21 protein-coding genes are annotated in these 26,167 nt (G+C 72.0%); 15 read left to right on the top strand and 6 right to left on the bottom strand.

Features of this window, described 5'->3' with window-relative positions; translation table 11 throughout:
• Positions 1–33 precede the first annotated feature (33 nt).
• Positions 34–1,554, top strand: coding sequence for a 3-hydroxyacyl-CoA dehydrogenase (locus OIB37_RS19385; protein WP_330458864.1), 1,521 nt, complete (start codon positions 34–36; stop codon positions 1,552–1,554).
• Positions 1,551–2,138, top strand: coding sequence for a TetR/AcrR family transcriptional regulator (locus tag OIB37_RS19390; protein ID WP_330458865.1), 588 nt, complete (start codon positions 1,551–1,553; stop codon positions 2,136–2,138). The genes OIB37_RS19385 and OIB37_RS19390 overlap by 4 nt, the downstream gene beginning before the upstream one ends.
• Positions 2,139–2,193: 55 nt before the next feature.
• Here OIB37_RS19390 and OIB37_RS19395 read toward each other — a convergent pair whose 3' ends face one another.
• Positions 2,194–2,694: an Lrp/AsnC family transcriptional regulator gene (locus tag OIB37_RS19395; RefSeq protein WP_443058175.1), complete on the bottom strand. Its 501-nt coding sequence runs from the start codon at positions 2,692–2,694 to the stop codon at positions 2,194–2,196.
• Positions 2,695–2,869: 175 nt separating this feature from the next.
• Here OIB37_RS19395 and pdhA (OIB37_RS19400) point away from each other — a divergent pair, with 175 nt between their 5' ends.
• The 7 genes from pdhA (OIB37_RS19400) to OIB37_RS19430 all read left to right on the top strand — a co-directional run bounded on the left by pdhA (OIB37_RS19400) (position 2,870) and on the right by OIB37_RS19430 (position 11,349).
• Positions 2,870–4,042 carry a pyruvate dehydrogenase (acetyl-transferring) E1 component subunit alpha gene (gene pdhA, locus OIB37_RS19400; protein WP_330458866.1) on the top strand — a complete coding sequence of 391 codons (1,173 nt, stop codon included), beginning with the start codon at positions 2,870–2,872 and terminating at the stop codon, positions 4,040–4,042.
• Positions 4,039–5,043 (top strand): alpha-ketoacid dehydrogenase subunit beta, encoded by a 1,005-nt coding sequence (locus OIB37_RS19405; protein WP_330458867.1) that lies wholly within the window; start codon positions 4,039–4,041, stop codon positions 5,041–5,043. The genes pdhA (OIB37_RS19400) and OIB37_RS19405 overlap by 4 nt, the downstream gene beginning before the upstream one ends.
• Positions 5,043–6,512 carry a dihydrolipoamide acetyltransferase family protein gene (locus tag OIB37_RS19410; RefSeq protein WP_330458868.1) on the top strand — a complete coding sequence of 490 codons (1,470 nt, stop codon included), beginning with the start codon at positions 5,043–5,045 and terminating at the stop codon, positions 6,510–6,512. Before OIB37_RS19405 ends, OIB37_RS19410 begins: the two co-directional genes overlap by 1 nt.
• A gap of 183 nt (positions 6,513–6,695) precedes the next feature.
• The gene (locus OIB37_RS19415; RefSeq protein WP_443058176.1) at positions 6,696–7,664 is read left to right on the top strand and encodes an NTP transferase domain-containing protein; all 969 of its coding nucleotides are present in this window, start codon (positions 6,696–6,698) and stop codon (positions 7,662–7,664) included.
• Positions 7,661–9,202 (top strand): molybdopterin molybdotransferase MoeA, encoded by a 1,542-nt coding sequence (locus OIB37_RS19420; RefSeq protein ID WP_330458869.1) that lies wholly within the window; start codon positions 7,661–7,663, stop codon positions 9,200–9,202. The genes OIB37_RS19415 and OIB37_RS19420 overlap by 4 nt, the downstream gene beginning before the upstream one ends.
• Complete coding sequence (locus OIB37_RS19425; protein ID WP_330458870.1) at positions 9,199–10,296, top strand: potassium channel family protein; 1,098 nt, start codon at positions 9,199–9,201, stop codon at positions 10,294–10,296. The genes OIB37_RS19420 and OIB37_RS19425 overlap by 4 nt, the downstream gene beginning before the upstream one ends.
• A gap of 72 nt (positions 10,297–10,368) precedes the next feature.
• On the top strand, positions 10,369–11,349 hold the full coding sequence (locus OIB37_RS19430; protein ID WP_330458871.1) for an NAD(P)H-quinone oxidoreductase: 981 nt from the start codon (positions 10,369–10,371) through the stop codon (positions 11,347–11,349).
• Between the two features lie 58 nt (positions 11,350–11,407).
• Here OIB37_RS19430 and OIB37_RS19435 read toward each other — a convergent pair whose 3' ends face one another.
• A complete protein-coding gene (locus OIB37_RS19435; RefSeq protein WP_330458872.1) occupies positions 11,408–12,043 on the bottom strand; it encodes a hypothetical protein in 636 nt (211 codons plus the stop codon).
• Positions 12,044–12,234: 191 nt separating this feature from the next.
• Between OIB37_RS19435 and OIB37_RS19440 the strand changes: the two genes are divergently transcribed.
• Positions 12,235–12,771, top strand: coding sequence for a bacterial proteasome activator family protein (locus OIB37_RS19440; protein WP_330458873.1), 537 nt, complete (start codon positions 12,235–12,237; stop codon positions 12,769–12,771).
• Positions 12,772–12,852: 81 nt separating this feature from the next.
• Here OIB37_RS19440 and OIB37_RS19445 read toward each other — a convergent pair whose 3' ends face one another.
• Positions 12,853–14,487: a Stk1 family PASTA domain-containing Ser/Thr kinase gene (locus OIB37_RS19445; protein ID WP_330458874.1), complete on the bottom strand. Its 1,635-nt coding sequence runs from the start codon at positions 14,485–14,487 to the stop codon at positions 12,853–12,855.
• Between the two features lie 346 nt (positions 14,488–14,833).
• On the opposite strand from OIB37_RS19445, the gene OIB37_RS19450 reads away from it, so the two are divergent.
• A complete protein-coding gene (locus OIB37_RS19450) occupies positions 14,834–16,420 on the top strand; it encodes a protein kinase domain-containing protein (RefSeq protein ID WP_330458875.1) in 1,587 nt (528 codons plus the stop codon).
• Positions 16,421–16,708: 288 nt separating this feature from the next.
• Here OIB37_RS19450 and OIB37_RS19455 read toward each other — a convergent pair whose 3' ends face one another.
• Entirely contained in the window at positions 16,709–17,725 is a 1,017-nt protein-coding gene (locus tag OIB37_RS19455; protein WP_330458876.1) for a phosphotransferase, read from the bottom strand.
• 563 nt (positions 17,726–18,288) lie between these two features.
• Here OIB37_RS19455 and pdhA (OIB37_RS19460) point away from each other — a divergent pair.
• The 4 genes from pdhA (OIB37_RS19460) to murJ all read left to right on the top strand — a co-directional run bounded on the left by pdhA (OIB37_RS19460) (position 18,289) and on the right by murJ (position 23,758).
• Entirely contained in the window at positions 18,289–19,500 is a 1,212-nt protein-coding gene (gene pdhA / locus OIB37_RS19460) for a pyruvate dehydrogenase (acetyl-transferring) E1 component subunit alpha (RefSeq protein ID WP_330458877.1), read from the top strand.
• A 1-nt stretch (position 19,501) separates the two neighbouring features.
• Entirely contained in the window at positions 19,502–20,479 is a 978-nt protein-coding gene (locus OIB37_RS19465) for an alpha-ketoacid dehydrogenase subunit beta (protein ID WP_330458878.1), read from the top strand.
• A gap of 11 nt (positions 20,480–20,490) precedes the next feature.
• Entirely contained in the window at positions 20,491–21,900 is a 1,410-nt protein-coding gene (locus OIB37_RS19470) for a dihydrolipoamide acetyltransferase family protein (RefSeq protein ID WP_330458879.1), read from the top strand.
• Between the two features lie 196 nt (positions 21,901–22,096).
• Positions 22,097–23,758 carry a murein biosynthesis integral membrane protein MurJ gene (murJ, locus tag OIB37_RS19475; protein WP_330458880.1) on the top strand — a complete coding sequence of 554 codons (1,662 nt, stop codon included), beginning with the start codon at positions 22,097–22,099 and terminating at the stop codon, positions 23,756–23,758.
• Between the two features lie 115 nt (positions 23,759–23,873).
• Here murJ and OIB37_RS19480 read toward each other — a convergent pair whose 3' ends face one another.
• Together OIB37_RS19480 and OIB37_RS19485 are read right to left on the bottom strand one after the other, a co-directional pair.
• Positions 23,874–24,854 carry a BRO-N domain-containing protein gene (locus OIB37_RS19480; protein WP_330458881.1) on the bottom strand — a complete coding sequence of 327 codons (981 nt, stop codon included), beginning with the start codon at positions 24,852–24,854 and terminating at the stop codon, positions 23,874–23,876.
• A gap of 226 nt (positions 24,855–25,080) precedes the next feature.
• Positions 25,081–25,989: a D-alanyl-D-alanine carboxypeptidase family protein gene (locus tag OIB37_RS19485; RefSeq protein ID WP_330458882.1), complete on the bottom strand. Its 909-nt coding sequence runs from the start codon at positions 25,987–25,989 to the stop codon at positions 25,081–25,083.
• Between the last annotated feature and the right edge of the window lie 178 nt (positions 25,990–26,167).

Here is a 26,167-nt window from a genome sequence, read left to right on the forward strand (position 1 = left end):
CTGTGGACAACGTCGTGCGGGAGGATCGCGCACATGACAGCAATCGACCTCAGCAGCCCCGTGGCCGTCGTCGGCACCGGCACCATGGGCCAGGGCATCGCCCAGGTCGCGCTGGTCGCCGGCCACCCCGTGCGGCTGTACGACACCGTGCCCGGGCGCGCCCAGGAGGCGGCCGACGCGATCGGCGCGCGCCTGGACCGCCTCGTGGCGAAGGACCGGCTCACCCCGGCGGACCGGGACGCGGCGCGCGCCCGGCTCACGCCCGTCGACGCCATCGGCGCGCTGGCCGACTGCGCGTTGGTCGTCGAGGCCGTACTGGAGCGGCTGGACGTCAAGCAGGAGCTCTTCCGGGAGCTGGAGCGGACCGTCTCCGAGGACTGCCTGCTCGCCACCAACACCTCGTCCCTGTCGGTGACGGCCATCGGCGGCGTCCTCGCCAACCCCGGCCGCTGCGTGGGCCTGCACTTCTTCAACCCGGCCCCGCTGCTGCCGCTGGTCGAGGTGGTCTCCGGGTTCGCCACCGACGTCACGTCGGCCACGCGCGCGTACGAGACCGCCCGTGCCTGGGGCAAGACCCCGGTGGCCTGCGCGGACACGCCGGGCTTCATCGTCAACCGCATCGCCCGGCCCTTCTACGCCGAGGCCTTCTCCGTGCACGAGATCCAGGGCGCCGAACCGGCCACCGTCGACGCCGTCCTGCGCGAGTGCGGCGGCTTCCGGATGGGCGCCTTCGAACTGACCGACCTCATCGGGCAGGACGTCAACGAGTCCGTCACCCACTCGGTGTGGCAGTCCTTCTTCCAGGACGTCCGCTTCACGCCCTCCCTCGCCCAGCGCAGGCTGGTCGAGTCCGGCCGGCTCGGCCGCAAGTCCGGGCGCGGCTGGTACGACTACGCCGACGGCGCCGAGCGCCCCGAGCCGCACACCGCGGAGAAGGAGCAGGCGCCCGCGTACGTCACCGTCGAGGGCTCGCTCGGCCCCGCGTCCGAACTGCTCGCGATGATCCGCGAGGCGGGCATCCAGGTCCGCGAGGAGGAAGAGGAGAACGGCTCCTTCCTGGTGCTGCCGAGCGGCGGCGACCTGGTCCTCGTCGACGGCCAGACCTCCGTGGAGTTCGGCGACGTCGTCTACTTCGACCTCGCCCTCGACTACCGGGCGGCCACCCGCATCGCCCTGTCCGCCTCCCAGGACACCTCGCCGCAGACCCTCGCCGAGGCCATCGGCCTCTTCCAGGCGCTCGGCAAGGACGTCAGTGTCATCGGCGACGTCCCCGGCATGATCGTGGCCCGCACGGTGGCCCGCATTATCGACCTCGCGCACGACGCCGTCGTCAAGGGTGTCGCCACCGAGGAGGACATCGACACCGCGATGCGGCTGGGCGTCAACTACCCGCTCGGACCCTTCGAGTGGAGCCGCAGGCTCGGCCGCCGCTGGGCCTACGACCTGCTGGAAGACATGCACGACCGCGATTCCTGCGGCCGGTACGCGCCATCCCTCGCACTCCACCGCCACGCCCACGCCCACGCCTCCGACAAGCGGGAGGGCACCTCATGACCACCGCACGGCGCGACACCTACACCCCCGAGACGCTGCTCTCCGTCGCCGTCCAGGTCTTCAACGACCGCGGCTACGACGGCACGTCCATGGAGCACCTGTCCAAGGCGGCGGGCATCTCCAAGTCGTCGATCTACCACCATGTCAGCGGCAAGGAGGAGCTGCTGCGCCGGGCCGTCAGCCGGGCGCTGGACGGCCTGTTCGCGATCCTGGAGGAGGAGCACGCGTGCGTGGGCCGGCCCGTGGACCGGCTGGAACACGTCGTACGGCGCATGGTCGAGGTGCTCATATCCGAGCTGCCGTACGTCACGCTGCTGCTGCGCGTGCGCGGGAACACCGAGACCGAGCGGTGGGCGCTGGAGCGGCGCCGGGACTTCGACCACCGTGTCGCCGAGCTGCTGAAGGCCGCCGCCGACGACGGGGACGTACGCGCGGACGTCGAGGTGCGGCTGGCGACCCGGCTGGTCTTCGGGATGATCAACTCCGTCGTGGAGTGGTACCGGCCCGAGGCGCGCGGCGCCAGTGGGCGCGAGGTGGCCGAAGCCGTGGCCCGGCTGGTCTTCTCCGGCCTGCGCCGGGACTGAGGCAGGGCAGGGGAAGGGCAGGGGAAGAGCAGGGGGAGCGGGGCGGGGCCGGGGCTCAGGTCTCCGGTTCCAGGTCCTCCTCCTCGAACACCAGCAGCGTGCGGGTGCTGAGGACCTCCGGGATCGCCTGGAGCCGGGTGAGCACCAGCTCGCGCAGCGCCCTGTTGTCGGGCGTGTGCACCAGGAGCAGGACGTCGAAGTCGCCGCCCACCAGGGCGATGTGGGAGGCGCCCGGCAGCTCCCTCAGCTGCTCGCGGACCGTGCGCCAGGTGTTCTGGACGATCTTCAGCGTGACGTACGCCGACGTGCCGTGCCCGGCCCGCTCGTGGTCGACGCGGGCGCTGAAGCCGCGGATCACCCCGTCCTCGACGAGCCGGTTGATCCGCGCGTAGGCGTTGGCGCGGGAGACGTGGACGCGTTCGGCGACGGACCGTATCGAGGCGCGGCCGTCCGCCTGGAGGATCTTCAGGATGTCCTGGTCGATGGCGTCCAGCGGCCGGGGCGGCGGTAGCACGGCAGCGTCCTCCGGGCCCTGGGCCATTTGTTCAGGTGCCATGTCCCCCCGCTTCACCGCCGTGGACGTCCTGCATTCATTCCAGGTTGTGCAGAACCGTTTGTCCACAGCCTGGCGGGGCCTGTAGCCAAAATGTGCCGGCGACCGAACAATCGGTAGGTGAGGCGGGTCACAGCCGACCCGTCTCTCGTAGCCGCTCCCACGAGGAGGTGCCGTCATGACGGTCATGGAGCAGCGAGGCGGATACCGGTCGTCGCCGCCGCCCGCCTGGCAGCCCCGCATGGACCCCGCGCCGCTGCTGCCCGACGCCGAGCCCCACCGCGTCCTCGGCACCGAGGCGGCCGCCAAGGCCGACCCCGACCTGCTGCGCAGGCTCTACGCCCAGTTGGTCCGGGGCCGCCGGTACAACGTCCAGGCAACCGCCCTGACCAAGCAGGGCCGTCTCGCGGTCTACCCCTCCACCACCGGCCAGGAGGCCTGCGAGGTCGCCGCCGCGCTGGCCCTCGAAGAGCGCGACTGGCTCTTCCCCAGCTACCGCGACACGCTCGCCGTCGTCGCCCGGGGGGTGGACCCCGTCGAGGTCCTCACCCTGCTGCGCGGCGACTGGCACAACGGCTACGACCCCCATGCCCACCGCGTGGCCCCGCTGAGCACCCCGCTGGCCACCCAGCTCCCGCACGCCGTCGGCCTCGCGCACGCCGCCCGCCTCAAGGGGGATGATGTCGTCGCGCTCGCCATGGTCGGCGACGGCGGCACCAGCGAGGGCGACTTCCACGAGGCGCTGAACTTCGCCGCCGTCTGGCAGGCACCGGTCGTCTTCCTGGTGCAGAACAACGGCTTCGCCATCTCCGTCCCGCTCGCCAAGCAGACCGCCGCGCCCTCCCTGGCCCACAAGGCCGTCGGCTACGGCATGCCGGGCCGGCTGGTCGACGGCAACGACGCCGCCGCCGTGCACGAGGTGCTCACCGAAGCGGTACGCCGCGCGCGTGAAGGCGGTGGCCCCACCCTGGTCGAGGCGGTGACCTACCGCATCGACGCCCACACCAACGCCGACGACGCCACCCGCTACCGCGGTGACGCCGAGGTCGAGGCGTGGCGCGCGCACGACCCCGTCCAGCTGCTGGAGCGCGAACTCACCGCGCGCGGCCTGCTGGACGAGGCCGGCATCGAAGCCGCCCGGCAGGACGCCGAGGCGATGGCCGCCTCCTTGCGTGAGCGGATGAACCAGGACCCCGAACTCGACCCCATGGACCTGTTCGACCACGTCTACGCCGAGAACACCGCGCAACTGCGCGAACAGCGCGCCCTGCTGCGCGCCGAACTCGACGCCGAACAGGCCGACCAGGACGACCGGGCAGACCGCGACGACCAGGAAGGCGACCAGCGATGACGACCGTCGCCGCCAAGCCCGCCACCATGGCGCAGGCCCTCACGCGCGCGATGCGTGACGCGATGGCCGCCGACCCCACCGTGCACGTCATGGGCGAGGACGTCGGCACCCTCGGCGGTGTCTTCCGGGTCACCGACGGACTCGCCAAGGAGTTCGGCGAGGACCGCTGCACCGACACCCCGCTGGCCGAGGCGGGCATCCTCGGCACCGCCGTCGGCATGGCCATGTACGGCCTCAGGCCGGTGGTGGAGATGCAGTTCGACGCCTTCGCCTACCCGGCGTTCGAGCAGCTGATCAGCCACGTCTCACGGATGCGCAACCGCACGCGCGGCCGGATGCCCCTGCCGATCACCGTGCGCGTCCCCTACGGCGGCGGCATCGGCGGGGTCGAGCACCACAGCGACTCCTCCGAGGCGTACTACATGGCCACCCCCGGCCTGCACGTCGTCACCCCGGCCACCGTCGCCGACGCCTACGGGCTGCTGCGCCAGGCGATCGCCTCCGACGACCCGGTCGTCTTCCTGGAGCCCAAGCGCCTGTACTGGTCCAAGGACGCCTGGAACCCCGAGCACCCCACGGACGTCGAGCCGATCGGGCGCGCGGTGGTGCGACGCCCCGGCAGCAGCGCCACGCTCCTCACCTACGGCCCGTCCGTGGCTGTCTGCCTGGAGGCCGCCGAGGCCGCCCAGGCGGAGGGCTGGGACCTGGAGGTCGTCGACCTGCGCTCCCTGGTGCCGTTCGACGACGAGACGGTCTGCGCGGCCGTACGGCGTACCGGACGCGCGGTCGTCGTGCACGAGTCGACCGGGTTCGGCGGTCCGGGCGGCGAGATCGCGGCCCGCGTCACCGAGCGCTGCTTCCACCATCTGGAGGCGCCGGTGCTGCGCGTGGCCGGCTTCGACATCCCCTACCCGCCGCCCATGCTGGAGCGGCACCACCTGCCCGGCGTCGACCGCATCCTGGACGCCGTGGCACGCCTGCAGTGGGAGGCCGAGGGCTGATGGCACAGGTGCTGGAGTTCAAGCTCCCCGACCTCGGCGAAGGCCTCACCGAGGCGGAGATCGTGCGCTGGCTGGTGCGGGTCGGCGACGTCGTCGCCGTCGACCAGCCGGTCGTCGAGGTCGAGACGGCCAAGGCGATGGTCGAGGTCCCCTGCCCCTACGGCGGCGTGGTCACCGCCCGCTACGGCGAGGAGGGCACGGAACTGCCCGTGGGAGCGCCCCTGCTGACGGTCGCCGTGGGCCCGCGGACCCCGGAAGCGGAAGCGGAGGCCGGGGGATCGGGCAACGTCCTGGTCGGCTACGGCACCTCCGAGGCGCCCACCCGGCGCCGCAGGGTGCGGCCGGCACCGGTGACCGCGGGCCCGGCGGGCGCGCGGGCCGGGACGCCCACCGCGCCGGAGTACCGCCCGGCGAACGGCAGCACCGCAGCGGCCGGCACGGGCGGCACGGCCGCCCGGGACGCGGGCGCGGCCTTCGCCGGCACCGTTCTCGCACGCGAGAGCGCACCCCTCGCCGAAGGGCCCGTCCCCGTCATCTCGCCCCTCGTGCGCAAGCTCGCCCGCGACAACGACCTGGACCTGCGCGTGCTGACCGGCTCGGGCCCGGACGGTCTGATCCTGCGCGTGGACGTCGAGACCGTCCTGCGCGCCCGGACGGTCCAGGACGGCCGTACGGCCGGAGCCGCCACCCTTCCGGCGGCGACCGGGGTCACGACCGGTCCGGCACCGGCCCCGTCGGCCCCCGTCTCACCGGCCCCCCTCTCACCGGCCGGGCACCCCGAGGGCGTCCGTATCCCCCTCAAGGGCATCCGCGGCGCCGTCGCGGACAAGCTCGCGCGCAGCCGCCGCGAGATCCCGGACGCGACCTGCTGGGTCGACGCCGACGCCACCGAACTCATGCGCGCGCGGGCCGCCATGAACGCCGCCGGAGGACCGAAGATCTCCCTCCTCGCGCTGCTCGCCCGCGTCTGCACCGCCGCTCTCGCCCGGTTCCCCGAGCTGAACTCCTACGTCGACACCGACGCCCGCGAGGTCGTCCGACTCGGCCATGTGCACCTCGGGTTCGCCGCGCAGACCGAGCGCGGACTGGTCGTGCCGGTCGTCCGGGACGCCCACGCACGCGACGCGGAGTCGCTGACGGCCGAGTTCGCCCGGCTCACCGACGCCGCCCGCACCGGCACGCTCACACCCGGCGAACTCACCGGTGGCACCTTCACGCTGAACAACTACGGGGTCTTCGGCGTCGACGGATCCACCCCGATCATCAACCACCCCGAGGCGGCCATGCTCGGCGTCGGCCGCATCATCCCCAAACCGTGGGTGCACGAGGGCGAGCTGGCGGTGCGCCAGGTCGTGCAGCTCTCGCTCACCTTCGACCACCGGGTGTGCGACGGCGGCACGGCGGGCGGCTTCCTGCGATACGTGGCGGACTGCGTGGAACAGCCGGCGGTGCTGCTGCGCACGCTGTGACACCCGCCGGGCCCGCAGGCTCTCACCGGGCCCGCAGGCTCCCGCCGGGCCGGCAGGTTCCCACGGGGCCCGCAGGCTGCCGCCGGGTCCGCAGGCTTCTGCCGGGCCCGCAGAACCCCTTCCGGGCCGCGAGGCTCATGACGTAGGGCTCAGGAGAAAGGAACCGCGGGACATACTCGAAGGGTGACCGACAACGCCCCCACCGCCCCTGAGCCCGCCGAGGCCTCCGAGCCCACCACGGGGATGCCCGCCACGGAGACCGGGGGCACCGAGGCCCCCGGCACCGCCGCGCCGTACGACGCCGTCGTCCTGGCCGGTGGCGCCGCGCGGCGCCTCGGCGGGGCCGACAAGCCCGGCGTCCAGGTCGGCGGCCGCGCCCTGCTCGACCGGGTGCTCGCCGCCTGCGCCGACGCGGCCACGACCGTCGTCGTGGCCGGTCCGCGGCCGACCGACCGCCCGGTGCGCTGGACACGCGAGGAGCCGTCCGGAGGCGGACCCGTCGCCGCCCTGGACGCCGGCCTGCGGCTCACCACCGCCGAGCACGCCCTCGTGCTCTCCGCCGACCTGCCGTTCCTCGACACGGCCACCGTGCGCAGGCTGCTGAGCACCCTGCGGGAGACCGGCGCCGACGGCGCGCTGCTCACCGACGCCGACGGCCGCGACCAGCCGCTCGTCGCCGCCTACCGCACCGAAGCGCTGCGCCACGCCCTCGCGGACCTCGCCGCCGCGCACGACGGACTCACCGGCCTGCCCCTGCGCCGGCTCGTCGGCGCCCTGCGTCTGACCCGCGTCCCGGACGCGCTCGCGTCCTTCGACTGCGACACCTGGGACGACATCGCCCACGCCAGGGCCCGGATCAGGGAGCATGGGCACGTGCTCGATGAATGGATCACCACAGTCAAGAACGAACTGGGTATCGACCTCGACGTCGACATCCGCGGCCTGCTCGACGTCGCACGCGACGTCGCCCACGGCGTGGACCGGCCCGCCGCGCCCCTCACCACCTTCCTCGTCGGCTACGCCGCGGCCCAGGGCAAGGGAGGCCCCGAAGCCGTGGCCGAGGCCTCCCGCGCGGTCGCCGCGCTGGTGCGCCGCTGGGAGGAAGAGAACGAAGACAAGAGCGGGGACGCCGCCGCCCCCGACGCCGGATGACCGCCCCCGCCCCGACACCCGGCACCCGCTCCGGAACGTCCGGCACCAAGGGCGCCAAAGATGCCAACGGCACCGAAGAAGCCAGCGGCACCAAAGAGGCCAGGGACGCCAAGGACACCCGGAACAGGGGTAGGGGCAGGGACACGGGCAGAGAGACGAGCAGGGAGAGGGAGAGGAGCGGGGACCTGGACGACTTCGACGTCGAGGAGGCCCTGGCCCTGGTGAGGGGCCTGGGGGATGCCGGTGGCGGCCACCGGGCCGCCCCCCGGAGCGACCCGCACGGGCACCCCCCGCACGGATCGCGATCCGAACCGCGATCCGAACCGCGATCCGAGCGGCACCAGGCCACCTCCTGGCCCCGTGCCCGCGAGATCGCCGCCCGCGCAGCCCGCGGCGCGAGTCGCGGCGCGCCCGTCTCCGTCTCCCTCGCCGACGCCCTCGGCCTGGTCCTCGCCGCCCCCCTGACGGCGCTCAGCGACCTGCCCTCGTTCGACACCTCCGCGATGGACGGCTGGGCGGTCGCCGGACCGGGCCCCTGGCAGGTGCGGGAGGAGGGCGTACTCGCCGGGCAAGCGAGGCCGAAGCCGCTCACCGACGGCGAGGCGGCCCGGATCGCGACCGGCGCCCGTGTACCCGCCGACACCACCGCGGTCCTGCGCAGCGAACACGGCCGCACCGACCCCCAGGGCCGGCTCCACCCCACCCGGGAGATGAGCCACGGCCAGGACATCCGTCCACGCGGCCAGGAGTGCCGCAGCGGCGACCAGCTGCTGCCCATGGGAACCCTGGTCACCCCCGCCGTCCTGGGCCTCGCCGCGGCCGCCGGGTACGACACCCTCATGACCGTCCCGCGCCCCCGTGTGGACGTCCTCGTCCTCGGCGACGAACTGCTCACCGAGGGACTCCCGCACGACGGCCTGATCCGGGACGCGCTCGGCCCCATGCTGCCGAGCTGGCTGCGCGCGCTCGGCGCCGAGGTCACCGCCGTACGCCGGCTGGGCGACGACGCCAAGGCCCTGCAGAAGGCGCTCACCACCTCCCGCGCCGACCTCATCCTCACCACCGGCGGCACCGCCGCCGGCCCCGTCGACCACGTCCACCCCATCCTGGAGCGCATCGGCGCCGAACTCCTCGTCGACGGAGTCCAGGTGCGGCCCGGCCACCCCATGCTGCTCGCCCGCATCAAGGACAACCAGCACCTCGTCGGCCTGCCCGGCAACCCCCTGGCTGCCGTCTCCGGCCTGATCACCCTCGCCGAGCCCCTGCTGCGCACCCTCGCAGCCCGCCCCGCCCCCGAGCCGTACGCGCTGCCGCTCAGGGAGACGGTGCACGGGCATCCGCACGACACCCGGCTCGTCCCCGTGGTGCTGCGCGGCGACCGGGCCGTACCGCTGCGTTACAGCGGCCCGGCCATGCTGCGGGGGATCGCCGCCTCCGACGCGCTGGCCGTCGTACGGCCGGGCGGTGCGCGGCAGGGCGAGGAGACCGAGCTGATCGACCTGCCGTGGGCGGCGGGAACCGGGGTGTGTTTCACGTGAAACTTCCGGGCCATGACGCCATCGCCCGCCAAGCGGACGAGCATCTGGTGACCCAGCGGGTGAGACTCCCGCGGAAAGTGGTGGAGCGTCCGATCCGCCAGGTCGTCGAACGGCTGCTCATGGCCCTTCTCGTGCTGGTCGCCACCGCGCTCACCGTCTACGCCGACCGCGACGGCTACCACGACAACTCCGACGGCCCCGTCGACCTGCTGGACGCGTTCTACTACGCCACCGTCACCCTCTCCACCACCGGATACGGCGACATCACCCCGGTCAGCGACGCCGCCCGGCTCACCAACATCTTCGTCATCACCCCCCTGCGCGTGCTGTTCCTGATCATCCTGGTCGGCACGACGCTGGAGGTCCTCGCCGAACGCACCCGGGAGGAATGGCGACTGAAGCGCTGGAGGTCCACCGTGCGCGACCACACCGTGGTCATCGGCTTCGGTACCAAGGGGCGGTCGGCCGTTCAGACCGTCTGCGCGACCGGGCTGAAGAAGGACCGTGTCGTCGTGGTCGACCCCAGCCCCAGGGCGATCGACGCGGCCACCGCCGAGGGATACGCGGGCGTCGTGGGTGACGCCACCCGCAGCGAGGTCCTCAAGCGGGCCGAGGTGGACAAGGCGCGTCAGATCATCGTCGCCCCGCAGCGCGACGACACCGCCGTCCTCGTCACCCTGACCGCCCGGCAGCTCAACCGGAACGCGAAGATCGTGGCCGCCGTGCGCGAGGAGGAGAACGCCCCGCTGCTCAAGCAGTCGGGCGCGGACGCGGTCATCACCAGTTCCGGCGCGGCCGGCCGGCTGCTCGGGCTGTCCGTGCTCAGCCCCGCAGCCAGCATGGTCATGGAAGACCTGATCCAGCAGGGCAGCGGCCTGGATCTGGTCGAACGGCCCGTGGTCCGGGCCGAGGCGGGCAAGACACCGCGCGAGACGGACGACCTCGTGGTGAGCGTCCTGCGCGGACACCGGGTTCTCGGTTACGACGACCCGTCCATCGGCACGCTCCAGCTGACGGACCGCCTGATCACCATCGTCCGCGCGACGCCCAGCACCCACGTCACCCCGCACCTGCGCCCGCTCCCCCAAGACTGAGCGGGTGGGCTCCGGAAGGGGACAGCGGGTCCGCCCCGGGAGCGGACGGACCCGGGGAGTAGCGTCGCGGACATGCATGCGATCACGATTCCCGAACCTGGTGGGCCCGAGACGCTGGTGTGGAGCGAGGTGCCCGATCCGGTGCCCGGCGAGGGCGAGGTGCTCGTCGACGTGGCGGCCACCGCCGTCAACCGAGCCGACATCATGCAGCGCCAGGGCTTCTACGACCCGCCGCCCGGCGCGTCCCCCTACCCGGGCCTGGAGTGCTCCGGCACGATCGCCGCTGTCGGCCCCGGAGTCTCCGGCTGGGCCGTCGGCGACGAGGTGTGCGCGCTGCTCGCGGGCGGCGGCTACGCCGAGAAGGTCGTCGTCCCGGCCGGGCAGCTGCTGCCCGTGCCCGCGGGCGTCAGCCTGACGCAGGCCGCCGCGCTGCCCGAGGTGGTCTGCACGGTCTGGTCCAACGTCTTCATGGTCTCCCACCTGCGCCCCGGCGAGATGCTGCTCGTGCACGGCGGCTCCAGCGGCATCGGCACGATGGCGATCCAGCTGGCCAAGGCCGTCGGCGCCCGGGTCGCGGTGACCGCCGGGTCCAAGGAGAAGCTGGAGTACTGCGCCGAGCTGGGCGCCGACGTCCTGATCAACTACCGCGACCAGGACTTCGTCACCGAGATCAGGCGGGCCACGGACGGCGCGGGTGCCGACGTCATCCTCGACAACATGGGCGCCAAGTACCTGGACCGCAACGTCCAGGCCCTCGCTGTCAACGGACGCCTCGCGATCATCGGCATGCAGGGCGGCATCAAGGGCGAGCTGAACATCGCCGCCCTGCTGAGCAAGGAAGGGGCCATCACCGCGACCTCGCTGCGGGCCCGGCCGCTGAGCGAGAAGGCGACCATCGTGGCCGCCGTACGCGAGCACGTGTGGCCGCTGATCGCCTCCGGGCACATCCGCCCCATCGTCGACCGTGAGCTGCCCATGACGGAGGCGGCCGAGGCGCACCGCGTGGTGGAGGGCAGCGGGCACATCGGAAAGGTGCTGCTGGTCGCGCCGTGACGGTGACGGGTACGGGTACGGGGCGCCCCAGCGGGTGCGGGGCGCCGTAACCGCCGGGTCAGTAGTGCCGGATCCGCAGGCCCACGAAGGCCAGGGCCAGGCCGAGTCCGATGAGCACCAGCCCGCTGCCCAGCGGCAGGATCTGGAGCGTCGGCTCGGTCTGGCCCCCGCTCTGCTGGACGGCGTTCTGGGCCGGGGGCAGCGTTGTCGGGGCGGGGTCCGCTCCGGCCTCCGTCGGCGCGTCGGAGACCGCCGACGTCCCGCCCGGGGTCTCCGCCGTCTCCGGTTCCTCCGGATAGTCCCCGCCCGGGTTGTCCGGGTCGGCGTGCTCCCTGCCGTTCGGGATGTCGTCGTCGGCCCCCTCCCCGGGGTCCCGCCCGTCCGGCCGCCCCGGCCGCATCCGGCCCTCGCCCGCCCGGCTGCCCGCCCGCGACGGCTGTACGTGCGACGGGGACGGCGAGCGGGACTCCCGCGAGGTGACGCGGGCGGGCACGCCGGAGGACGCGGACGGCGACGGCGACGCGGAGGGAGCGGGGGAGGAAGGCGGGCGCGCGGCGGCCGAGGAGGGCGCGGGGGAACCCGGTGGAGCGGACTCGGCGCCGTACGCCGTGGCCGTGCCGTACGCGGGAACGCTCGCCGCGAGGACGAGCAGCACCCGCACGAGGCGGAGCGTGAGTCGCAGCCATGGAGTCACGTCGGTGACCTCCCGGAGCCGAGTTGCCGTGACCGACGGATATGCGTGACCGACGGAAAACCGATGGCATCCAGACTCACATCGCCCGGCAGATCGGGCATTCCGGATTGGGCCGACGGGGCTAAACGGTGGAACGGCCGCGAGAGGGGGCGCCCCGGTGGTGAGGTGTACCGGTGCGAGAGAATGGCGGCATGGAGATGCCGAGGAACGAACGGTCGCCGGAGAATCCCCAGATCCTCGTCGTGGGCCAGGACGGGATGGCTCTCGGCGGCGGCGGAGACGCGGAGTCCCGCGAGACCCCGGTCACGGAGCAGGTCGAGCAGCCGGCCAAGGTCATGCGGATCGGCAGCATGATCAAACAGCTCTTGGAGGAGGTGCGCGCCGCTCCCCTCGACGAGGCCAGCCGTGCCCGTCTCAAGGAGATCCACCGCAGCTCGGTGAAGGAGCTGGAGGACGGTCTCGCTCCCGAGCTGGTCGAGGAGCTGGAGCGGCTTTCCCTGCCCTTCATGGACGACGTCACCCCGAGCGACGCGGAACTGCGGATCGCGCAGGCTCAGCTGGTGGGCTGGCTGGAAGGCCTCTTCCACGGGATCCAGACGACGCTGTTCGCCCAGCAGATGGCCGCACGGGCCCAGCTGGAGCAGATGCGCCGCGCGCTCCCGCCGGGCGCGGCCCACGACGGAGAGGACCCGCGCATGGGCACCCGCTCGGGCGGCCCGTACCTGTAGACCGGCGTAAAACACGTAAACCGGCTTTGTGAGGGGTCCGGCGGTTCGCCCGCCGGGCCCCTCACCGATGTCCGGGGACGGTCAGGGGTTGCCCGTCGACACGCTGAGCTCGATCTCGACGTCCTTCGGGTCGACGTCCGTGCCCGGCTGGGGGAACTGCCTGATCACCGCGCCTTCGCCCCAGGTGTTCTCGTCGACCGGGACAGGCTTCACCCGCCAGTGCGCCGCCTGCGCGCACTCCTTCACGGACTTGATGTACTTGAACTTGAAGTCCGGCAGCCGGACCTTCGTCGGGTCGTTGTACGACTCCGCCGGCTCCGTGCACTCGGTCTTGTCGATGGTCCGGGACACGTCCGGACCCTTGTAGTCCGTCGCGTGCTTCGACGCCGAGCGCCCGGGGTTGCCGCCGCCCTTGTCGTCCTTCGTGCCGCCGTGCAGCACCAGGCCGACGGCGACGCCGACCGCGACGACCGCGACGACCGAGGCGCCGATCACCGTCCTGCCCCGGCCGCCGCCCCTGCTGGGGGAACCCCCCGACGTCTGGGGCGGCACGCCGTAGGCCGGTGCCTGGTGCTGCCCGTACCCGACGGGGTGGGTCGGGTAGCCGCCCTGCTGCGGATATCCGTACGCCGGGGCCGGGGCCGGGGCCGGGGCCGGGGCCGGGGTGGGTGCCGGGCCGCCGTACGGGCCGGGCGCCGGAGTCGGCTGGTACGGCGTCTGGACCGGTCCGGTGGGCGCCGGGGTCTGCTGTCCGACCGGCGGGAACACCGCGGAGGCGACGCCCGCGCCGCTCTGGGTCGGCGCGGCGCCCGGCACGATGCTCGGCGGGGCGGCCTGGAAGGAGGCGGCGACGCGCAGGCACTCGTCGCGCATGGACTCCGCGGTCGGGAAACGCTCGTTCGGGTTCTTCTTCAGCGCGCGGGCCACCAGGGCGTCCACGGCGGGCGGCAGGGCGCGGTTGACCGAGGAGGGTGCCACCGGCTCCTCCTGCACGTGCGCGTAGGCGATCGCCAGCGGCGAGTCGGCCTCGAACGGCAGCCTGCCGGTGACCAGCTGGAAGAGCATGATGCCGACCGAGTACAGGTCGGAGCGCGGGTCCACGCCGCGGCCGAGGGCCTGCTCGGGCGAGAGGTACTGCGGGGTGCCGACGACCATGCCGGTCTGGGTCATCGACGTGACACCGGACTGCATGGCACGCGCGATGCCGAAGTCCATCACCTTGACCACACCGCGCCTGGTGACCATCACGTTGCCCGGCTTGATGTCCCGGTGGACCAGCCCCATCTCGTGGCTGATCTCCAGCGCCGCGAGGACGTCCGCGGTGATCTTCAGTGCCTTGTCGGCGGGCATCGCGCCGTACTGCCGGAGGTCCTGGTCGAGAACGGAGCTGAGCGGGTGGCCCTCGACGTACTCCATGACGATGTACGGCGTGGTCATGCCGTCCGTCTCGTCCTCGCCGGTGTCGAAGACGGAGACGATGTTGGTGTGCGTGAGCTTGGCCACGGCCTGGGCCTCGCGGCGGAAGCGCTCGCGGAAGGCGGGTTCCCGGCCGAGTTCGGTGTGCAGGGTCTTGACCGCGACCTGGCGGTCCAGGACGGCGTCGTACGCGAGGTGGACGGAGGCCATGCCGCCTTCGCCGAGCAGGTCGCGCAGCTGGTAACGGCCGCCGGCCAGCGCCCGTCCCGCGTACCGGTCCTGTGCGCCGTCCTGGCTCATCTCTCCGCGTCCCCCACTGGCCGTCCGGCGCCGTCGCTGGGCGAACATGCCTTGATCCAATGTCCCATTCCCGGCCAAGTCTGCCCCAGGGCACGGACACGTCAAGCTCGGTGCCCGTTCCGTGACCGTACGCGAAGGAAGCGTCGCGCAAGCGTTACAGCCGGCGCACCACCGGTGCACGCAATTTGCACGAGGGAGCGTGCTGGGGGTTTCATGGCCGGTCCGCCCGGGTCCGGTCCCGGCGGCGGATCCGGACCGGCGGCCCTCGCGGAGGCTGTAGCGTGGCCCGACGGAAGACCCGTGACAACACCGCGCGCATCGCGGGCAGAAACGACGGCGAGGACCGATGGCACAGACGCACAGCGCCCAGGGCCCGTCCGACCCCGAGGCGGCTGGCGGCGGAATGTCGGACGCGCCTGAGATGTGGGGCAACGGAGGGCTTGTCGGCGATGGCCGGTACCGGCTGACACACCGGCTGGGCCGGGGCGGGATGGCCGAGGTGTTCGCGGCCGAGGACGTCCGTCTGGGCCGCACGGTCGCGGTCAAGCTGCTCCGCTCCGACCTCGCCGAGGACCCGGTCTCCAAGGCCCGCTTCACGCGTGAGGCCCAGTCGGTGGCAGGGCTCAACCACCACGCGATCGTCGCCGTGTACGACTCCGGCGAGGACCAGGCGAACGGCCACGCCGTGCCGTACATCGTGATGGAGCTGGTCGAGGGCCGCACCATCCGCGAACTGCTGACGAACGCCGAGGCGCCGGGCCCCGAGCAGGCCCTGATCATCGTCTCCGGCGTGCTCGAGGCGCTCGCCTACTCGCACCAGCACGGCATCGTGCACCGCGACATCAAGCCCGCCAACGTCATCATCACCGACAACGGCGCGGTGAAGGTGATGGACTTCGGCATCGCCCGCGCCCTGCACGGCGCGCAGTCGACGATGACGCAGACCGGCATGGTCATGGGCACCCCCCAGTACCTGTCCCCGGAGCAGGCGCTCGGCAAGGCCGTCGACTACCGCTCCGACCTGTACGCGACCGGCTGCCTGCTGTACGAACTGCTCGCGCTCAGGCCCCCGTTCACCGGCGAGACCCCGCTGTCGGTGGTCTACCAGCACGTCCAGGACATGCCGAACCCGCCCTCGACGGCCTCCGACGGCTGCCCGCCGGAGCTGGACGGCCTGGTCATGCGCTCGCTGGCCAAGGAGCCGGACGACCGGTTCCAGACGGCCGAGGAGATGCGCGGCCTGATCCAGTACAGCCTGCAGATGCTGTACGACCAGGGCGGCCACACCGGCACCTGGAACACCGGGCCGGTGGACACCCACGACGGCCGCGGCCCCGCGGCGGGCGGCTTCGCGCACACGACCGCGATGCAGCACCCCGGCGGTCCCGGCACCACCCAGATCCCGCAGCAGATCCTGCCCGGCGGGTATCCGGACGACGGCGGCTTCGAGGGACACGGCAACAGGGGTAGCGGCCGCGGCAAGCTGTGGATCCTGGCCGTCCTCGCGGTGGTCGCGATCGCGGCGGGCGTCGCGCTGGCGCTGAACAACACGGGCGGCGGCGGGAAGGACCCGGGCACCAAGCCGTCGCCGAGCCAGTCGCAGAGCACGAAGGACGACAAGGCCACCGACAAGCCGTCCGACGACAGCACCGACCAGCCCACGGACACGACCACGGACGACGGTTCGGGAACGGGTGGGACCGGCTCGAACTGGCCGCCGTCGTACACCCCGTCGCAGACCCCGTCCGAGACGGCCACCTCGGAGCCGACCGACCAGCCGACGGACCCGCAGACCACCGTGGAGCCGACGGACCCGCAGACCGCTCCGACGACGCCGACCGACCCGGCGGCCGGCGGCACGGACGCGGGCACCACGGACGGCACGGACGCGGGCGCCGCGGACGCGGGCACCGTGGCCGGCACCACTCCTTGAAGAACTCCGGAACCGTCTGACACGCCCGCTCCTGCCGCTCCGCCCGCCCTGTCCGCCCTCACCTCGCCGTGAGGCGTGACGGGCGGACGGGGCGGTGAGGGCGCCGGCGAGGACGCCGGACATGTCGTCGGACGGGCCGCCGGGCCGGGCACCGGACAGATCACCCACGCGCGCGTGCGGGCAACAGCCCCACGCGCGCGTGCGTTGTGCGCGGGCTCGAAACCCGGTTCTGGAGTTCCCTCCCGCAGCCCCACGCGCGCGTGGGTCGCGCTCGCCTCTGCTCCGGACTCATTCCGCGAACGCGTCGCACACGGCGTCGTACTCGCGTGTCCACCACACCGCGAGCGCGGAGGCCGCCGGGAACTGGCAGTCCGCGCGGGTGTCGCCGCGCTCGTAGTGCCAGCGCAGCATCCAGAAGTCGTTCAGGCGCTCCCACCACACCCGGTGCACGGCCGCCGCCAGCTCCGAGGGCGAGATCCCGGCGGCGCGCCGGTACGCGCGCGCGTAGGCCCGCGTCTTCGGCAGGTCCAGCGTGCCCGCCGGCCGGACGAAGAAGATCGCGGCGGCGCGTACGGCCTCCTCCGCGCGGGGCTGCACGCCGAGCCGGTCCCAGTCCACGATGGCGGCCGGCGCGTCACCCCGGTAGAGCAGGTTGAACGGGTGGAAGTCGCCGTGCACCCAGCCGACCGGGCCACCCGGCGGCGGGCGCCGGCCGGCGTGCTGCTCCAGCAGGGCGCGGCGCTCCAGGAGCCGGTGCCGGGCCAGTTCGTCGAAGGCGTCGGCGGGGCGGTGACGGCGCACGTGGGCCAGCAGGTCGTCGATGAGGTCGAAGGTGGCCGCCGGGTCGGCACTCCGGACGGGGTGGGGGCTCGTGGCGGGGCGGGTGCGCCCCTTGGGTGGCATCACGTGCTCCAGGCAGGCGTGTACGGCGCCCAGGAGCGCCCCCAGGCGTGCGCTCTCGGCGCGGGTGAGCTGGCCGCCGTGGCGGTGCCTGCCGTCGATCCAGGGGTGCAGGGCGTACGCGTGGCCGCCGACGACGGCGACGGTACGGCCCTCGCGGTGCGCGAGCGGCGGGGCGACCGGGACGCCGAGGTCGGCCAGGCGCTGGGTGGCGTGATGCCGGCGTTCGATGGCGTCCGGGTCCGCGGTGTCGGGGTCGAAGTGGTGCTTGAGGAAGTAGCGGCCGCGGGTGGTGCGCACCCGGTAGCCGCGGTTGAGCAGGCCCTGTTCGACGGGATCGCAGGTGAGGGCCGTACCCGCGGAGTACAGACGTAACAAGGCGCCCAGAGGGGGCGCATGGGGCACAAGGGGTGGTAAACAAGGGCGCGGCACGCGGCAGATGCTAGGGCACGAAAAGCGGCCGTGAGCTGGGAGTTGTCACAGAAAGTCGCCGTCGATCACTTTCGGTCACATGGTGTGCGTACTGTGGCGAACTGGTCCGAATGCACACCCGCGCGGGGGACGGTGTGCTGCTCCCCGACCACCTCGAACCCGTATTTTTCCGCCTTTGACGGTGAGGTCCGTGTCACACGTCGGCTCTTCCCGTGCCCGGGGTGCCCGGGATAACGTGCCGTTGCTCCGGCCTCCTGCAAGGCTGTGACCAGCAAGCTTCCCGATCGCGTCGATTTACTTGGATATCCAAGCAAAAACGCAGGTCAGGTGGGGTTTCACAGAAATGTGGAGCACTGGGTAACGTAAAACTCGCAGGGCGCTCGCCGGGGCACCTGTCACGCCTGTTCCCGGCCGAGTGGCACCCACCCCGTGCCCGTGGTCGAGAACGGTGAGCCGCTCCCCCAAGCTCTGAACGAGCCGGGGGGACCCCAGGCCTCACCGGCAACCCCGGGGGCCGGAACGACGGAGGAGCACACGTGACCGTGGAGAGCAGTGCCGCGCGCAAGCCGCGACGCACCGCCGCAGGCAAGGCCGGGACCACCGGCAGCGGTGCCGGGACCACCGGCACCAAGCGCACCACCCGCACCACCGCGAAGAAGAGCACCGAACCCGAACTCGTGCAGCTCCTGACGCCCGAGGGCAAGCGGGTCAAGAACGCCGAGTTCGACGCCTACGTCGCCGGGATCACCGCCGACGAGCTGCGCGGCCTGTACCGCGACATGGTGCTCACCCGTCGCTTCGACGCCGAGGCCACCGCCCTGCAGCGCCAGGGCGAGCTGGGCCTGTGGGCGTCGCTGCTCGGCCAGGAGGCCGCCCAGATCGGCTCCGGACGGGCCACCCGCGGGGACGACTACGTCTTCCCGACCTACCGCGAGCACGGCGTCGCCTGGTGCCGCGGGGTCGACCCGACCAACCTGCTGGGCATGTTCCGCGGCGTGAACCACGGCGGCTGGGACCCCAACAGCAACAACTTCCACCTCTACACGATCGTCATCGGCTCCCAGGCGCTGCACGCCACCGGCTACGCGATGGGCGTGGCCAAGGACGGCGCCGACGCGGCCGTCGTCGCCTACTTCGGCGACGGCGCCTCCAGCCAGGGCGACGTGGCCGAGGCGTTCACCTTCTCCGCGGTCTACAACGCCCCCGTGGTGTTCTTCTGCCAGAACAACCAGTGGGCCATCTCCGAGCCCACCGAGAAGCAGACCCGGGTGCCGCTCTACCAGCGTGCCCAGGGCTACGGCTTCCCGGGCGTGCGGGTGGACGGCAACGACGTGCTGGCCTGTCTCGCGGTCACCCGGTGGGCGCTGGAGCGCGCCCGCGCCGGCGAGGGCCCCACCCTGGTCGAGGCGTTCACCTACCGCATGGGCGCCCACACCACCTCCGACGACCCCACCCGCTACCGCCACGACGACGAGCGCGCCGCCTGGGAGGCGAAGGACCCGATCCTGCGCCTGCGCCGGTTCCTGGAGGCCGCAAACCACGCGGACGAGGGATTCTTCGCGGAACTCGAGGCCGAGTCCGAGACGTTGGGCAAACGGGTGCGTGAAGCGGTCCGCGCCATGCCCGACCCGGACCACTTCGCCATCTTCGAGAACGTGTACGCGGACGGGCACGCGCTCGTCGACGAGGAGCGAGCCCAGTTCGCCGCCTACCAGGCGTCGTTCGCCGACGCAGAGGGGGGTCACTGAGATGGCCGAGAAGATGGCCCTGGCCAAGGCGATCAACGAGTCGCTCCGCCGCGCCCTGGAGACGGACCCGAAGGTCCTCGTCATGGGCGAGGACGTCGGCAAGCTCGGCGGTGTCTTCCGCGTCACCGACGGCCTCCAGAAGGACTTCGGCGAGGATCGGGTGATCGACACCCCGCTGGCCGAGTCCGGCATCGTCGGCACCGCGATCGGCCTCGCCCTGCGCGGCTACCGCCCGGTGGTGGAGATCCAGTTCGACGGCTTCGTCTTCCCGGCGTACGACCAGATCGTCACCCAGCTCGCGAAGATGCACGCCCGCTCGCTGGGCAAGGTCAAGATGCCGGTCGTCATCCGCATCCCCTACGGCGGCGGCATCGGCGCGGTCGAGCACCACTCCGAGTCCCCCGAGGCGCTCTTCGCGCACGTGGCGGGCCTGAAGATCGTCAGCCCCTCCAACCCGTCGGACGCCTACTGGATGATGCAGCAGGCCATCCAGAGCGACGACCCGGTCATCTACTTCGAGCCCAAGCGCCGCTACTGGGACAAGGGAGAGGTCGACTCCGAGGCGATCCCCGGCCCGCTGCACAGGGCCCAGGTCGTCCGCGAGGGCACCGACCTCACCCTGGCCGCCTACGGCCCCATGGTGAAGCTCTGCCAGGAGGTGGCCGACGCGGCCGCCGAGGAGGGCAAGTCCCTGGAGGTCCTGGACCTGCGCTCGGTCAGTCCCCTGGACTTCGACACCATCCAGGCCTCGGTCGAGAAGACCCGCCGCCTGGTCGTGGTCCACGAGGCACCGGTGTTCTTCGGTTCCGGCGCGGAGATCGCCGCCCGGATCACGGAGCGCTGCTTCTACCACCTCGAGGCCCCGGTGCTCCGGGTCGGCGGCTACCACGCCCCGTACCCGCCGGCGCGTATCGAGGAGGAGTACCTGCCGGGCCTGGACCGGGTGCTCGACGCCGTCGACCGTGCCCTGGCGTACTGAGGAGAGGGTTCGTGACGACGATGACGGAAGCTTCCGTACGCGAGTTCAAGATGCCCGACGTGGGCGAGGGACTCACCGAGGCCGAGATCCTCAAGTGGTACGTCCAGCCCGGTGACACCGTCACCGACGGCCAGGTGGTGTGCGAGGTCGAGACCGCCAAGGCGGCCGTCGAGCTCCCCATCCCCTACGACGGCGTGGTCCGCGAACTGCGCTTCGCCGAGGGCACCACGGTGGACGTGGGCACGGCCATCATCGCGGTGGACGTGGCCGGCGGCGCGCCGGCCGAGGCACCCGCCGAGGCACCCGCGCCCGCCGCCACCGAGGAGCCCGAGGCCGAGCCGAAGGGCCGCACCCCGGTCCTGGTCGGCTACGGCGTGGCCACCTCCTCGACCAAGCGCCGCCCGCGCAAGGGCCCCGAGGCCACGGTCCCGGCCGCCGCCCAGGCGATCCAGACCGAGCTGAACGGCCACGGCGCCACCGGTGCCGCGACGACGGCCCCCGACCGGCCCCGCCCGCTGGCCAAGCCGCCGGTGCGCAAGCTGGCCAAGGACCTCGGCGTCGACCTCACGGCGATCGTCCCGTCCGGCCCGGACGGGATCATCACCCGCGAGGACGTCCACGCGGCGGCCGCGCCCGCCACCACCGCCCCGGTCCCGGAACCCGCCGCTGCGGCCGCTCCGGCCGCTCCGGCTCCGGCGCCCGTCGTGGCCTACGACGGCGCGCGCGAGACCCGGATCCCGGTCAAGGGCGTCCGCAAGGCGACCGCGCAGGCGATGATCGGCTCGGCGTTCACGGCCCCGCACGTCACGGAGTTCGTGACGGTGGACGTGACCCGCACCATGAAGCTGGTCGAGGAGCTGAAGCAGGACAAGGAGTTCCAGGGGCTGCGCGTCAACCCCCTCCTGCTGATCGCCAAGGCACTCCTGGTCGCCATCAAGCGCAACCCGGACGTCAACGCGTCCTGGGACGAGGCCAACCAGGAGATCGTGCTCAAGCACTACGTCAACCTGGGCATCGCGGCGGCCACACCGCGTGGCCTCATCGTCCCCAACATCAAGGACGCCCACGCCAAGACGCTCCCGCAGCTGTCCGAGGCACTGGGCGAACTGGTGACGACGGCCCGTGAGGGCAAGACCTCGCCCGCGGCGATGCAGGGCGGCACGGTGACCATCACCAACGTCGGCGTCTTCGGCGTCGACACCGGTACGCCGATCCTCAACCCCGGCGAGTCCGCGATCCTCGCGGTCGGCGCGATCAAGCTCCAGCCGTGGGTCCACAAGGGCAAGGTCAAGCCCCGTCAGGTCACCACCCTGGCCCTCTCCTTCGACCACCGCCTGGTCGACGGCGAGCTGGGCTCCAAGGTGCTGGCCGACGTGGCGGCGATCCTGGAGGAGCCCAAGCGGCTCATCTCCTGGGCCTGACCGGTTCACGGCGAACCAAGTGAGCCACGCACCCGACCCCGGGTGCGTGGCTCGGTCCTCGCCGGCCCGCATCAGCACGGCGAGTCCGTGTCCGCCAACTCGTCGTGCACACAAGGCGCATGAGTGCCCGTCAGGTGACCGACGGCGCCATCGGGGCGATGGCTGGGAATGCTCTCGACTGCCTTAGGTTGAGCGCATGGTCATAGAGGCGAAGGACGCGGAGCGGTCCCAGGAGAGACGGACGACACCGGCGAGGGGCGGCCTCGCGCGGTCCTCCGCGCTCATGGCCGTCGGCACCGTCGTCTCCCGGGCCACCGGGCTGGTCCGTCAGGTACTGCAGGCCGCCGCGCTGGGCACCGGTCTGCTCGCCAGCACGTACAACACGGCCAACACCGTGCCGACGAGCCTCTACACCCTGATCATCGGCGGCGCGCTCAACGCCGTACTGGTGCCGCAGCTGGTGCGGGCCCGGGCCACACACGCCGACGGGGGACGGGCCTACGAACAGCGGCTCGTGACACTCGTCGTCACCGTGCTGGCTCTCGGGACCGCGCTCGCCGTGTGGGCGGCGCCGGAGATCGTGAGCCTGTACATACGGGACACCCCGGACCGGCACGAGGCCTACCGGCTCACCGTCGTCTTCGCCCGGTTCCTCCTCCCGCAGATCTTCTTCTACGGCCTCTTCTCCATCTGCGGACAAGTCCTCAACGCCCGCGAGAAGTTCGGCGCGATGATGTGGACGCCGGTACTGAACAACGTCGTGCTCATCGCCATGTTCGGGGCCTACCTCGGCATGATGACCGTTCCGCACACCGTGGCGGAGGTCACCGGGACCCAGGTGTGGTGGCTCGGCATCGGTACGACCGCCGGCATCGCCGTCCAGGCCCTCGCGCTCCTTCCCTTCGCCCGCGCCGCCGGCTTCCGTTTCCGCCCGCGCTTCGACTGGCGCGGCACCGGACTCGGCTCCGGCGTGCACGCGGCCAAGTGGACCCTGCTGTTCGTGCTCGCCAACCAGGTGGCGCTCACGGTCGTGACCAACTACGCCAACGCGGCCGACCAGGCCCTGCCGAAGGCGGGTGTGGGCTACACCGCGTACAGCTACGCGCAGACCATCTGGCTGCTGCCCCAGTCGATCGTCACCGTCTCCCTGGTCACCGCCCTGCTGCCGCGCATGAGCAAGGCCGCGGCCGAGGGCCGGATCGGGGACCTGCGTGCCGACCTGTCCCGGGCGCTGCGGGCCAGCGGGGTCGTCATCGTGCCCGCCGCCCTGCTGTTCGTCGCGCTCGGCCCGGACATCGCCACACTCCTCTTCGCCCACGGTGCCACCGACGCCGCGTCCGCCCGGCCCCTCGGGTACATGCTCCAGGCCTTCGGCCTCGGGCTGATCCCGTTCTCCGCGCAGTACCTGCTGCTGCGCGGTTTCTACGCCTTCGAGGACACCCGTACGCCGTTCTTCATGGCCGTGTGGATCGGCGCCGTCAACATCGCGCTCGCCACGGCCTGTCACGTCCTGCTGCCTTCCCGCTGGGCCGTGACCGGCATGGCCGGGGCCTACACGCTCTCCTATTTCTCCGGCCTCCTGCTCACCGCCCGCCTGCTGGCCCGACGCACCGGGGGCCGGCTGGACGACGGAGCCCTGCGCGGGACGTACGGCAAGCTGCTGGTCGCGGGGACCGGCGGCGCGGCGGCGGCCTGGGCGGCGGCGCGCGCCTGCGCGGGCGCGGTCGGGGCGAGCGGGACGACGAACGCGGCTCTGTCCTTGGCCGCCGGAACCGTCGCCCTGGCCCTGGTGTTCTTCCTCCTCGCGCGCCTGCTGCGCGTCGACGAACTGCGGCGGTTCACCCGAACGGCTGACTAGCGAGGGATTCTGGACGTTCTGTGAGATAGGGTCCGGGACTTGGAGGGGACGGCCGCAACGTTGGTTTGCGGCCGCCCCCTTCGTCGTTCTCCGGCCGGTGAGGACCGGGCCGTCCTCAGCGCCGGTGGAGTACGTACACCGGCGCCCCGTCCTCCGCTCCGCCGTGTGAGCGGATGCAGGCGTGCTTGCGGAGCAGGCGGAGGCATTCGTTGACGCGGCGGACGGTGAGGCCCGTGCGGGCCGCGATGGTTTCGAGGGGCTCGCGCAGCTCACCCTTCTCGACCAGTACCGGGGCGATCACCACGGCCACCGTCCACACGTCCTCGGTCACGGACAGCCGCTCCCGCCAGTCCGCCAGCACGGACTCCGTGGTGGGCTGGACGGTGAGGGTGCCGGCGGCAGGCGTGGTGCGGTCGAGGACCAGGGCGTCGAGCCGGTCCGCGATGCGTTCCATCGCCCGGACCATGGCCTGCTGGACGGCGAGCGTGGCCTGCTGGGCGGCCAGGTTCTCCCGCTGGATATCCAGCATCTCCCTCTGCAGCGAGAGCGACTCGCGCTGCCCGTCCGCGAGCTCCTCGTCCAGCTGAAGGTTGCGCGCCTCCAGACGGACGATGGCCTCGGCGACCTGCTCGGGCATGGCGTACGCGATGGGCGCGCCCGGGTCGGACGGCTGCACCTCCGCCTCCTCCAGGGTGTACGAGCCCTCCCGCTGGACCGTCTCGATCACCTCGGCGACCCACTGCTTGAAGGGGGCGCAGGCGGGTTTGGTGCAGGCGTTGACGAGGAGGATGAGGCCTTGGAGAGAGATGACGTTCAGGTCTCGGCGCCACTCTCTGCCTGCGGGAATGCTGAGACCGTAAGCTCCAGTTACGGTCTCGAGAATCTCTCGGTGTCCTTCGGGGACGTGATCGGATAGCGCCTGCCGGGAGTTCGTGTGCCCCAGTTCCTTGCACACGTCCACGGCCGGGAACCAGTGGGAACCGTCCGGCATGGTCAGACGGCGGACGCGGGATCCGGTCGCCGCGTACAGGAAGTCGCTGATGTCGATGGCCTCGTGCCGTTCCGTGGCGTCGGGCTGCTTGCTGGGTTCGTTCATGTGAACCACCTCCGCTGCGGAACGTAGGGCGGAGAAAATCGAATATGCCAGGCGATACCGGAGTTCTTCACCATTGCGAGCGAAGATCGCTGGTAACCCTGTCACGTGCTGTTCTACGCGTGTATAGCCCACCAGAACCGACTCGGCGCCGGTCCGGGGCCCGGCATGCGAAAGGCCCGCCGCGCCCGGAGTGCCGGGTGCGACGGGCCTTGTCCGGTGGGACGGGTCAGCCGAGGCGCGCGAAGCCGTAGTTGAGGAGCTTCGTGGCGTCCGCGGTGCGGTGGGGGACATCGGAGGAGGCCAGGACCGTGCCGATCACGGTCTTGCCGTTGCGGGTCGCGGCGAAGACCAGGCAGTACTTGGCCTCGGGGCCGGAGCCGGTCTTCACACCGATGGTGCCGCTGTAGCTGGACAGCAGCGTGTTGGTGTTGGTCCAGGCGCCCATGGTGCGGGTGCTGCCGGTCTTGGTGATCGTCTTGGCGGTGTAGCTCTTCGTCTTGACGACCGTGCGGAACGTGGAGCTCTTCATCGCGCTGCTGGCGATCTTCGTCAGGTCGCGCGGCGTCGAGTAGTTGCTGCCGCTGCCGATGCCGTCGAACGAGTCGAAGTGCGTGTTCTTCAGACCCAGGTTCTTGGCGGAGGTGTTCATCTTGCCGATGAACGACTTCACGCGCGCGGCGCGCGTGCTGCCGCTGCCGAACTTGTCGGCCAGCGCGTAGGCGGCGTCGCAGCCGGACGGCAGCATCAGGCCGTACAGCAGCTGACGGACGGTGACCTTGTCGCCGACGATGAGGTGGGCGGACGAGGCGCCCTTCGAGACGATGTAGTCGCTGTACGCCTTCTGGATCGTGACCTTGGAGTCCAGGTTGAGGTTCGGCTGCGCCAGGACGACCTTGGCGGTCATGATCTTGGTGGTGGAGCCGGTGGACCGCTTGGTGTCCGCAGCCTTCGTGAACAGCGACGAGCCGGTCCCGTTGTTCATCACGTAGCCGCCCTTGGCCACGATGGAGGGCGTGGTGACGGCCTGCGCGGGCGCCGCGGTGAAGGCGCCGGTGGCGAGCAGGGCGCCGGATGCGACGGTGATCGCGATGGCTCGGCGGGAGCGGATGCGGGTGCCCTTAATGCCGGTAATCAAAGTGATGTACCCCGATTGTCTTGAATGCCCCTGTGATGCGGCCGAGTTGAGGTGGCAAGAAAGTGGGGCCGCACGTGTGTGACAGGTAATTAGCACAGAAGGTTGTGCCACTGCCCCGAGAAATTTTCAGCTCTCGTGCGCGGAGGCTCCGGACGTCCGGATGGTGGACGGTCCACCA

It is taken from the genome of Streptomyces sp. NBC_00820 (genome assembly GCF_036347055.1).
Classification (GTDB): Bacteria; Actinomycetota; Actinomycetes; order Streptomycetales; family Streptomycetaceae; genus Streptomyces.